The sequence below is a fragment of the Clostridium sp. K13 genome (assembly GCF_019734195.1).
Lineage (GTDB): Bacteria > Bacillota > Clostridia > Clostridiales > Clostridiaceae > Clostridium.
This window is the reverse complement of record NZ_JAASHM010000062.1, coordinates 1-11,465: the sequence shown is the minus strand read 5'-3', so window position 1 is coordinate 11,465 and position 11,465 is coordinate 1. Positions and strand designations below refer to the sequence as shown.

Here is an 11,465-nt window from a genome sequence, read left to right as displayed (position 1 = left end):
AATTTTCAAAGACCATTTACTCTGTCGCACCGAAGCGACTTGTTTATCTTATCACCGAATAACTTTTCTGTCAACATCTTTTTTCAACATTTTCTGTTGTTTTGTTAACTTACTTTATTGCCTTTCGACTTATCGGCTGTCCGTTTGGACAAGACTTATAATATCATCATATTAACATATTAACCAATAAATCATTATTATATTCATAAATTACTTTAATTTTTCTATATTTTTCACTTATTTTCTTAATAATACTTATATTGATACAAAAGGATACGTTCACTTAGTTAATTTGAATATTCAATCAACTATATCAATCTTTTTTGCCACTATATATTTATTATGTAAAAAAAAGAGACATAAAATAGAAAAATATATCTATTTCACGTCTTCTTATATTTAATTAATATCTTTATACTACTCTTTTTTTAGGAATTATAACTGGATTATTTTCTAATCCTTTTACCTCTTCATTATCATCAATTAATGTTCCCTTATCAGTAATTGTATTATTCATTCTTACATTACTTCCTATAACAGTATTTTGAAGTATAACACAATTTTCTATTACACTACCTTTTCCGATATAAACATTTCTTCCAATAACACAGTTTTTAACTGTTCCTTCAATATATGAACCATTTGCTATTATAGAATTTATTACATTACTGGTTTCAGTATACTGTGTTGGACAAGCGTCTTTTGGTTTTGTATATATAGGGAAATTACTATAGAATAATTCCTTATTTACTTTCTCATTTAAAAATTCCATATTTGCATCATAATATGCACCTAAAGAATTAATACAAGCTAGATATCCTTTAAATTCATATCCACCAACTTTTAATTTATCTATATTTCCATTGATATAGTTTTTTATCTTTTTATATCTTCCGCCTCTTATACACTCATATATCATATCTATGAAAAGATCTGTTTTCATTATATACATTTCCATATTTATATTAGCACTATTCTTTAAACCTACATTTTCACCTACTCCAGTTATTCTTCCAGTCTCATCTAGATTTAAAACTTGACAATCAATAAAATCATCTTCCACATGTTTAACATTCTTATATACTGTAGTTACATCATTACCTTGTGCAATGTGATATTTTATTAATTCATTATAATTTATATTACAAATCATATAAGATGAACAAATTAACGTATATTCTTTCTTACTATGATCAAAATAATCTATATTCTCTAAGAAATTGTGTACATCATCATGTACAGGATCAATATCCCCAAAGTTAAATACCTTTAATCCATCTTTCTTACGGTGTATATCCCATGGTCTACCATTCGTTAAATGATCAATTAACGATCTTGATTTATTTTTTGTAAATATTCCAATTGCCTCAATTCCTGAATTTGTCATATTAGATAATACAAAATCAACAACTCTATATCTACCTGCTATAGGTAAAGATGCCAAAGGTCTTCGTCTTGTTAACTCCGTAGTTTTTTGTTCATTTTCATCTAAATTAATTATACCAATACAATTGTTCATAATTTCTCTTTACCCCCTCTATTACACTTCCATTGCATCTATTACTGTTCCACTTTTTACATCTTCTTTAGATGCTATAACAGATATTTTCTCACCATTCCCTATTTTACAATCTTTTCGTATTTTTGCTTCTCCACCAATAATTGCTTTATCAATTACTACATTATCTCCAATTTTTGCATCAGTCATTATTACTGAATCTCTTATAACTGTATTTTTCCCAATATATACGCCTTCGAATAATACAGAATTTTCTACTGTTCCATGAACTGTACATCCTTCAACTATCAATGAATTTTTAACATTTGCATCTTTTCCTATATATTGAGCTGGTCTAACAGGACTAACTGAATAAATTTTCCAATCATCTTCATATAAGTTTAGTCCACTTTCCCTCTTTAATAAATCCATGTTAGCTTCCCAAAGACTACTTATAGTTCCAACATCCTTCCAGTATCCTTTAAATGGATAAGCAACTAATTTTCTACCTTCGTTTAACATTTTAGGAATTATGTTTTTACCAAAGTCATTACTAGATTCTTTATCTTTTTCATCTTCTTTTAACGCTTGTCTTAAAAGCTTCCAATTAAATATATAAACTCCCATTGACGCCATATTACTCTTAGGTTTAGCAGGCTTTTCTTCAAATTCATATATTGATAGGTCTTCATTAGTATTCATTATTCCAAATCTACAAGCCTCTTCCATTGGAACTTCAATTACAGCTATTGTAGCTTCTGCATTCTTTTCTTTATGGAATTGAAGCATTTTATCATAATCCATTTTATAAATATGATCTCCTGATAAAATTAATACATATTCAGGGTCATATCTATCTACAAATTCAATATTTTGATAAATTGCATTTGCTGTTCCTTTATACCAATTACCACCTTTTTCTTCTTGATATGGAGGTAATATACTTACTCCCCCATCTCTTCTATCTAAATCCCATGGACTACCTATTCCAATATGTGCATTAAGCTCTAATGGCTTATATTGAGTTAATACTCCAACAGAATATATTCCTGAATTTGAACAATTACTTAAAGGAAAATCTATTATTCTATATTTTCCTCCATAAGGTACAGCTGGTTTAGCTAATTTCTTTGTTAATACACCTAATCTTGATCCTTGTCCTCCTGCTAATATCATAGCAACCATTTCTTTTTTTCTCACTATTTTCCCCATCCCCTCTTAACTTAATAGTATACAAACTATTGTATTTACCAAATTACATTTTTTTATTTATGTTAAATTTGTAATTTTTTTATAATTTTGTACTCTATTAGTACTGTATATAATTTATTTTATCTTTTTAAAAGTATGGCACCTTGAAACTATAAAAGTGCCATACTCTTTTATAAAATCTTTAATATCATAAATTTATGAGCTTTTACTAAAATATTTACAGTTCTGTCCTTTATTTGATATTCTTTAGTTTTATCTAACAAATTAATAACTTTTCCATCTATATTATCTATTGTGATGTTATCCTCTTTTTCCAAGGTATTAACTATTACTATTATCCTATCTTTATTTAAAGTTCTCTCAAATCCTAAAATTCCATTGTTGAACTCTAAGAATTCTATCTCTCCATTTTTTAATGCCTCTTCAGTAGCCCTAATAGAGGCCACCTTTTTGTAAAATTCTAATATATCTTTATTTTCTTTCCCCCAAGGATAAGACTTTCTATTACTTGGATCTTTTCCTCCAGTTAACCCGGCTTCATCTCCATAATATATTAATGGAACGCCTGGTAGTGTCATTTGGATTATAACTGCTTCTTTTAACAGATTTAAATTATTGTTTAACATGGTTAATACTCTTTCAGTATCATGATTACCAAGCATATTCATAGTTGAATAAAAGTATTCCTTTGGATAATTTTCTTTTAATGACAAGTATCTTCTTATGAAATACTTATTTCCAATATAATTTCTAACTAAATCTAAGATTATTTGTCTTAGTGGATAATTAGTTACTGAATCTAATTCATTTCCGAATAGATACTCTCGTTTTCTATTGTAACTAACCTTATTAGACGCATCTTCCCATACTTCACCTATTAATACTCCATCTTTTTTTACTTCTTTAAGCTTTTTCCTTAAAATCTTAATAAATTCATCTGGTAATTCATCTGCAACATCTAATCTCCAACCACCTGCTCCAAGCTTTAACCACTTCTCTATTACAGAATTTTCACCTCTAATTATATAATCTAAATAGCTAGGGTTAAGTTCATCTACATTAGGCATATTTGAAAATCCCCACCATGTTTCATATAGTTTAGGATAATCATTAAATCTATACCATCTATAATATGGAGACTGTAAAGACTGATAGGCACCTAAAGAATCATAATTCCCAAATTTATTAAAATATTTACTATCACTTCCCGTATGACTAAAAACCCCATCTAATATAATTCTTATACCTAAATTTTCTGCTTCACTACATAGATCTTTAAATATCTGTTCATCTCCAAACATAGAATCTATTTTTTCATAGTCACCAGTATCATATTTATGGCAGCTAGGAGAATCAAATATTGGATTAAAATATATTACGCTTACGCCTAACGATTTAATATATTCTAATTTCTTTTTTACTCCTAATAAATTTCCACCATAGAAATCCCATCTAACTATATTTCCACTCATATCCTTTATATACATTGGGCTATCATCCCAATTGCCATATATAAATGTATTTTTTTTAGGGTTTAAAACTTTTCCTTCGTCTTCTCCATTAAAAAATCTATCTACAAAGATCTGATATATAATTCCCTCTCTATACCAGCTAGGTACATCCCTTTTTGAATATATAGTTATCTGATAACTTACTGGCTCATTAAAATATACCTGTCCTACTCCTCCTAGTGATTCTATATTATTTCCATAAATAATATTTCTTCCATAATAATTAACTCTAAAATAATAATATATTAGACCTATATTATTTGATGTATCTATTTCAGCTTCATAAACCCAATTGTTTACATAACTATTCCATCCAATTTCGTTCATTTGAATTTCTATCTGATTGTTATAAAAATTTATTAAATTAATATAAGCTGCACATCGTTCACTAGTCCATAATCTGATTCGCACTTTAATTCCTATGCTAACTGCACCAAATGGATTCCTTAATTCAAGATTGTGAGAATCATGGAAAATTTGTATATCATCCAAATCCACATTCCCCCTATAGATTTTTATATATTACAGTGGAACCCCAAATACCTGTTGCGTATTCTTTAATAGTTCTATCAGATGAAAATATTCCTGAATGTGCAATATTAATACCACACATCCTTTGCCATTTTTCTGTATCTATATATAAGTTATTAACCTTTTCTTGTGCATCCAAATAAGAAGAAAAATCCTTTAACACAAAGAATTCATCATTATAAGTTAATAAATTCTCATATATAGTTCTAAATCTATCTTTATCCCTGTAATATTTCCCATTAATTAAATCATTAGTAACTCTTTGTAATCTTGGATCTTTATTACATACATCCCATGACGAATATCCACCATTTTTATGGTAGTTTAATACATCTTCAGCATTTAATCCAAAGATAATAATATTATCCTCACCAACTTCATCCTTAATCTCAATATTAGCTCCATCTAATGTTGCAATAGTAATTGCTCCATTCATCATAAACTTCATATTAGATGTACCTGACGCTTCTTTAGTAGTTGTTGAAATCTGCTCACTTAAGTCAGTAGCAGGAATTATCTTCTCGGCTAATGAAACCTGATAATTATCTAACATTACAACCTTAATTTTCTTATTCACTCTTGGATCATTATTTATAGTTTCTGCAACTCTGCAAATTAACTCAATAGTATTTTTAGCTAAATAATATCCTGGAGCTGCCTTTCCAGCAAAAATAAATGTTCTTGGTATTATATCTAAATTAGGATTATCTATTAGCTTATTGTAAAGGTCCATTATTCTTAAACAATTCAATGTCTGACGTTTATAAGCATGAATTCTTTTTATTTGAACATCAAAAATTGAATTCGTGTCTATTAATATTCCTTTACTCTTATAAATTTCTTTTGCTAATCGTTCCTTATTATCTTTCTTTATTTCTCCAAGTCTTTTTAAAACATTTTTATCATCAAGATAATTCTCAAAATTTTCTAGGTCAGTTGGGTGCTTTATAAAACTATCTCCTATAGTATCTAATAAAAGATTAGTTAATTTAGGATTAGACCTAATTAGCCATCTTCTATGCGTTATACCATTAGTTTTATTATTAAATTTTGATGGATACAAATAATAAAAGTCTGACATTTCTTTTTTCTTTAATATTTCAGTATGAAGCTTTGCAACTCCATTAACACTATGGCTACCTACTATGGCTAAATTAGCCATTCTAACATATCCATCTCCTATAATAGCCATTCTTGATATTTTTTCCCATTGACCTACGTACTTATTCCAAAGTTCTTCACAATATCGCTTATTTATTTCTTCTATAATCATGTAGAGTCTTGGTAGTAAACTCTTAAACATATCAACTGGCCATTTTTCTAAAGCTTCTGCCAATATTGTATGATTTGTATACGAAATAGTATTTTGAGTTATTCTCCAAGCAGTTTCCCATGATAATCCCTCTTCATCAACCAATATCCTCATTAACTCTGGAATCGCTAATGTTGGATGTGTATCATTAATGTGTATTGCTATCTTTTCATCTAATAACCTAATATCTCCATTATGCTTCTTATAGTGTCTAACTATACTTTGTATTCCTGCAGACACGAAAAAATACTGTTGCTTTAGCCTAAGCATTTTTCCCTCATAAAATGAATCTTCTGGATATAGAACTAACGATATTGCTTCTACTGAGTTTTTATAAGATATTGCTTTTAAAAAATCACCTCTACTAAATGATGAAAAATCAAATTCATTAGAAACTGGCTCTGCACTCCATAATCTTAAAGTGTTTACTACTTCATTTTCATATCCAACTATTGGAGTATCATATGGTACTGCTAAAACTGGTTCATAGTTAACATGTGTAAAAGTTAATTTACCATTTACATAATCTGAAACTATTGTACCTCCAAATTTAACTATTTCGGATTTATCTTGTTTCTTTATTTCCCATACATTTCCTTCTCTTAACCAATTATCAGAGGCTTCAACTTGTTGGCAATCAACTATTTTTTGTTCAAAAAATCCATATTTATACCTTATTCCACATCCATGGCCTGCAATATTTAAAGATGCCATTGAATCTAGAAAACAAGCTGCTAATCTACCTAATCCTCCATTACCTAGTCCTTGATCATGTTCTAAATTTTCAATTTCTTCTAAATCAATATCTAATTCACTTAATGCTTCCTTACAAATATCTCTTATTCCTAAATTTAAAAGAAAATCACCTAATAGCCTGCCTAATAAGAATTCCATTGAGAAATAGTATACTTGTTTTTCTCCAGTTTGATTGTACCTTTTATTAGTATCCATCCAGGTACTAATTACATAGTCTCTAACCAAACTCCCCAATGCTTCATATTTTTGTTGATTACTTCCTTCTTTTAATTCCTTCCCATGTAATTGAACGAATTTGTTATTATAATCTCTTTTAAACGAATTCTTATCGATTGATAGCATATATCTACCTCCTAATAGCTTGTATCCATTAAGGTCTCTTAACTACTCCTTCATATAACCACTTATATTGCATAGCTGATTTTTCCCAACTGTTATCTGAATTCATGGCTTGTCTGATTATGTTGTTCCAAGCATTTTTATCGTTGTAGATTGTTAATGCATACTCCATTATTTGCATTAATTCATTTGAATTGAAATTCTTAAACCCAAATCCATTCCCTACACCATTGTATTTGTTATAAGGAGATATTGTGTCCTTTAAGCCTCCAGTTTCTCTTACAATAGGTATTGATCCATATCTTAAAGCTATTAATTGACCTAATCCACAAGGTTCAAATAATGATGGCATTAAGAACATATCCGTTGCAGCATATATCTTATGTGCTAATGTATTATCAAATTTTATATTAGCTGAAACCTTATCTGGATATCTATATTGTAAATTCTTAAATGTTTCTTCATACCAATAGTCACCTGTTCCTAAAATAACAAGTTGTATATCCTTTTGAAGTAATCTATCTATCATATTAACTATCAAGTCACAACCCTTTTGGTGAGTTAATCTAGATATTAATCCAATCATAGGTGTGTCTTTCTTTTGTGGCAATCCTAATTCTCTTTGTAGTGCTAATTTGTTTTGAACTTTATTATCTATTGAATTAGCATTAAAGTTCTTAAATATAAATTTATCATCTTGTGGATTAAACTCTTCATAGTCTATTCCATTAACTATTCCCATCAAATAATAACTTCTACTTCTAAGGAATCCATCTAATCCTTCACCATATTGAGGCGTTTTTATTTCTTCTGCATATGTTTTACTTACTGTTGTAATTTGATCGCAATAATTTAATCCACCTTTTAAGAAACTTACTGCTCCATCTAATTCAACACTACCATTAGCTAATGGCATATAATCATACCCAAATAACTCTGGTAATATTTTAGGAGAAAAACTTCCTTTAAAAAGTAAATTATGAATTGAAAATACAGTCTTTATTTTTGAATAAAATTCATCTTTTTTATATTCTAAGTTAAGTAATACTGGTACCATTCCTGTTTGCCAATCATTACAATTTATTAAATCTGGTTGCCAATCAATTTGTTTAATAAACTCTAAAACAGCTCTATTAAAAAATGCAAATCTTTCGCCATCATCAAAATATCCATATAGTCCATCTCTATTAAAATAGTATTCATTATCTATAAAATAATAAGTTACTCCCTTATATTGATATTGAAAAACTCCACAATATTGATTTCTCCAACCTACAGAAACAGTAAACCATTTTACAAACTGTAGCTTTTGCTTTAATTCATCTTTTATATTTTTATACTTCGGTATTACAACTCTAACATCTACGCCTAATTTTATTAATGATTTAGGTAATGCTCCCATTACATCTCCTAAACCACCTGTTTTAATGAATGGATGCGCTTCTGATGCTGCAAACAATACTTTCATCTATTCACACTCCTATTTAGATTTATTATCTACTCTTAAAATAATAGCTGCCATTGGTGGAACTTTAACCTTTATTGAATATGGTTGATTGTTACAAGGAATATCTTCTGCTAATAACTTTTCAGCCATAACTTGTCCTGATCCACCATATATTTCATTATCTGTATTAAAATCCTCTACATACTCTGCTAAATATGGAACACCGATTCTAAAATCGTATCTAACTACAGGTGTATAATTGCATATAAATATTAGACATTCATCATTTTTACTATCTCTTCTTATAAAAGAGTATATGCTTTCATCGCAATTATCAGCATCAATCCATTGATATCCTTCTGTTTTATAGTCACCTTCCCATAAAGCTTTATTTTGTTTGTAATAATTATTCATATCTTTGAAGAATCGTTGAGTATTCCTATGCATATCATATTCTTCAATTAAATTCCATTGCAGTTCTTCATATTCACGCCATTCTATAAATTGTCCAAATTCAGAGCCCATAAACATTAACTTTTTACCTGGATGTCCCATCATATGTGCTAAATAAACTCTAACTCCAGCAAATTTATTCCAATAATCTCCCCACATTTTATTTACAAGTGAACATTTTCCATGTACAACTTCATCATGTGATATAGATAATATAAAATTCTCTGAATAATTATATGCCATTGAAAAAGTAAGTTTGTGATGATGATATTTTCTATTTATTGGATCTTCTTTAACGTATTTTAAAGTATCATTCATCCATCCCATATTCCACTTAAAATTAAATCCTAATCCATCATCTTCAACTGGCTTTGATATCCTTGGCCATGATGTAGATTCTTCAGCAATTGTCATTACAGTAGGAAATTCATTATGAATTGCAGTATTATATTCTTTTATAAACTCTATTGCTTCTAAATTTCCATTTCCTCCATAAATATTCGGAACCCATTCTCCATCATTTCTTCCATAATTAAGATATAACATATTTGATACAGCATCATTTCTAATACCATCTATATGGAATTCTTTTACCCAATAAAAAAGATTTGATATTAAAAAACTCTTAACTTCCGGTCTTCCTAAGTCAAAATTAAATGTTCCCCATCCTTTATTATCTCTTTTCCACTCTTCTTCATATTCATAAGTTGGTGTTCCATCAAACATGTATAATCCATGAGCATCTTTACAGAAATGACTTGGTACCCAGTCTAATATTACTCCTATACCAGCTCTATGCAATTCATCAATTAAATATTTAAAATCATTGGCATTTCCATATCTGCTTGTTACAGAATAATATCCTACACCTTGGTAACCCCATGATGCATCTAGTGGATGTTCCAATATTGGCAATATTTCTACATGAGTATATCCCATGTCTACTAAGTACTCTGGTAATTCTTCAGCTATTTGCTTATATGTTAAAAATTCTCCATTTTTAGTCTTCCAAGAGCCTAAATGTATTTCATAAATATTAATTGGACTTTCATACATGTTAAATCTTTTTCTTCTCATCATCCAACTTCTATCATTCCATTTATATTTAACATTTTCACTAATTATTGACGCTGTATTTGGCCTTTTTTCTGATTCAAAAGCATAAGGGTCAGATTTATAATTGTGATGTCCATAAATATTCTCTATTGAATATTTATATTTTTCTCCAGGTTGTAATCCTTCTATGAATATACTCCATATACCTGAACCTGATACTTTCTCCATTTTATACTCTTCTCTTACTTCGAAGTTAGAAAAATCACCTACTACATATACATTTTTTGCCTTAGGTGCCCATGTAGTGAATCTAACACCTTTTTTCCTTTTTTCAGAAATAACATGAGCTCCCATAAATGCATAAGCTTCATAGTGCTTTCCTTGGTGAAATAAAGAAATATTATCCTCACTTAATTCACATTTGACTTTCTTCTTTACAGGTTTATTTTCTTTTTTATTATCTAAACTACTACTATTTCTCTTATTATTTACTGTTTTAACATCTTCAATTGTCTTTTTTTTATTATTCTTCTTAATAGCTGCTCCAACTTCTCCTCTCATGTAAATCCCCCCTCATCTTTTATACTATTGTAATTTCTCCTAATATAGAAGTTATTTCCTATTTTATAATTCTACCATCAAGCTTTTATACTGTTCAACTTCTTTTAACCGACATTTAATCTAATAATATTCAACACATAATTTTATATTTCTTATATTTCTGTTAGATTTTGTCGTTTTATTTTTTTTGTTATGTATTCCTGTCTATATTTTGGTATATTTTACTCTATTTTTCTTTATAACTTTGATTGTATATATTTATAATTATATGTTTCTAAAATTTTTCTATTACTTTTTATAATTTTTATACTTATAATAAGCATAATTATTTATCATTAATTATAAGTATAATAGTCTGAATTTTAGAAATATTTTCAAAATTCATTGTAAAATAACATTAAACTATCTCAAATCTAACTATTATAAGCTCACTTTTATACAAAGTTATACAGAATATATAGCATACTTTAAAGATAAATCTTTGATTTATATCTGAAAATTAATTATAGGTATATGTATAGAATATATACTATTTCAAGTTTTAAAAATATTCGTAAAAGTTCATAAATTTAAAGCTAATTTTATGATAATAAAATATTTAAAATCACAATATAATTAATGAATTTAGAACTAATAAATTTTCTAATCAATCAAATATTTAAGTTGTTTTTTGTTGAAAAAGTGAAATAATATAAGTGCTAAGATATGAATTTAAATAAATGATCATTTAAGAATGTAATAAAATAACTTTATAAAGTATAATTACCAAAGAGGAATCGGAGGTAATTA

At 28.0% G+C, this 11,465-nt stretch carries 6 protein-coding genes; all 6 read right to left on the bottom strand.

Features of this window, described 5'->3' with window-relative positions; translation table 11 throughout:
* Window positions 1-412: 412 nt before the first annotated feature.
* The 6 genes from glgD to glgB all read right to left on the bottom strand — a co-directional run bounded on the left by glgD (window position 413) and on the right by glgB (window position 10,676).
* Entirely contained in the window at window positions 413-1,519 is a 1,107-nt protein-coding gene (glgD, locus tag HCG76_RS18310; RefSeq protein WP_221701682.1) for a glucose-1-phosphate adenylyltransferase subunit GlgD, read from the bottom strand.
* Between the two features lie 21 nt (window positions 1,520-1,540).
* On the bottom strand, window positions 1,541-2,698 hold the full coding sequence (locus HCG76_RS18305; protein WP_221701683.1) for a glucose-1-phosphate adenylyltransferase: 1,158 nt from the start codon (window positions 2,696-2,698) through the stop codon (window positions 1,541-1,543).
* A gap of 182 nt (window positions 2,699-2,880) precedes the next feature.
* A complete protein-coding gene (locus tag HCG76_RS18300; protein ID WP_260458198.1) occupies window positions 2,881-4,713 on the bottom strand; it encodes a glycoside hydrolase family 13 protein in 1,833 nt (610 codons plus the stop codon).
* A 13-nt stretch (window positions 4,714-4,726) separates the two neighbouring features.
* Window positions 4,727-7,162 carry a glycogen/starch/alpha-glucan phosphorylase gene (locus tag HCG76_RS18295; protein ID WP_221701685.1) on the bottom strand — a complete coding sequence of 812 codons (2,436 nt, stop codon included), beginning with the start codon at window positions 7,160-7,162 and terminating at the stop codon, window positions 4,727-4,729.
* 28 nt (window positions 7,163-7,190) lie between these two features.
* Window positions 7,191-8,627: a glycogen synthase GlgA gene (gene glgA / locus HCG76_RS18290; protein WP_221701686.1), complete on the bottom strand. Its 1,437-nt coding sequence runs from the start codon at window positions 8,625-8,627 to the stop codon at window positions 7,191-7,193.
* Window positions 8,628-8,639: 12 nt separating this feature from the next.
* The gene (gene glgB / locus HCG76_RS18285) at window positions 8,640-10,676 is read right to left on the bottom strand and encodes a 1,4-alpha-glucan branching protein GlgB (RefSeq protein WP_221701687.1); all 2,037 of its coding nucleotides are present in this window, start codon (window positions 10,674-10,676) and stop codon (window positions 8,640-8,642) included.
* Window positions 10,677-11,465: the final 789 nt, after the last annotated feature.

Coding starts and splice junctions, on each gene's coding strand:
- HCG76_RS18295 (WP_221701685.1), bottom strand. CDS start 7,162: ATGCTATCAATCGATAAGAATTCGTTTAAAAGAGATTATAATAACAAA.
- glgD (WP_221701682.1), bottom strand. CDS start 1,519: ATGAACAATTGTATTGGTATAATTAATTTAGATGAAAATGAACAAAAA.
- glgB (WP_221701687.1), bottom strand. CDS start 10,676: ATGAGAGGAGAAGTTGGAGCAGCTATTAAGAAGAATAATAAAAAAAAG.
- glgA (WP_221701686.1), bottom strand. CDS start 8,627: ATGAAAGTATTGTTTGCAGCATCAGAAGCGCATCCATTCATTAAAACA.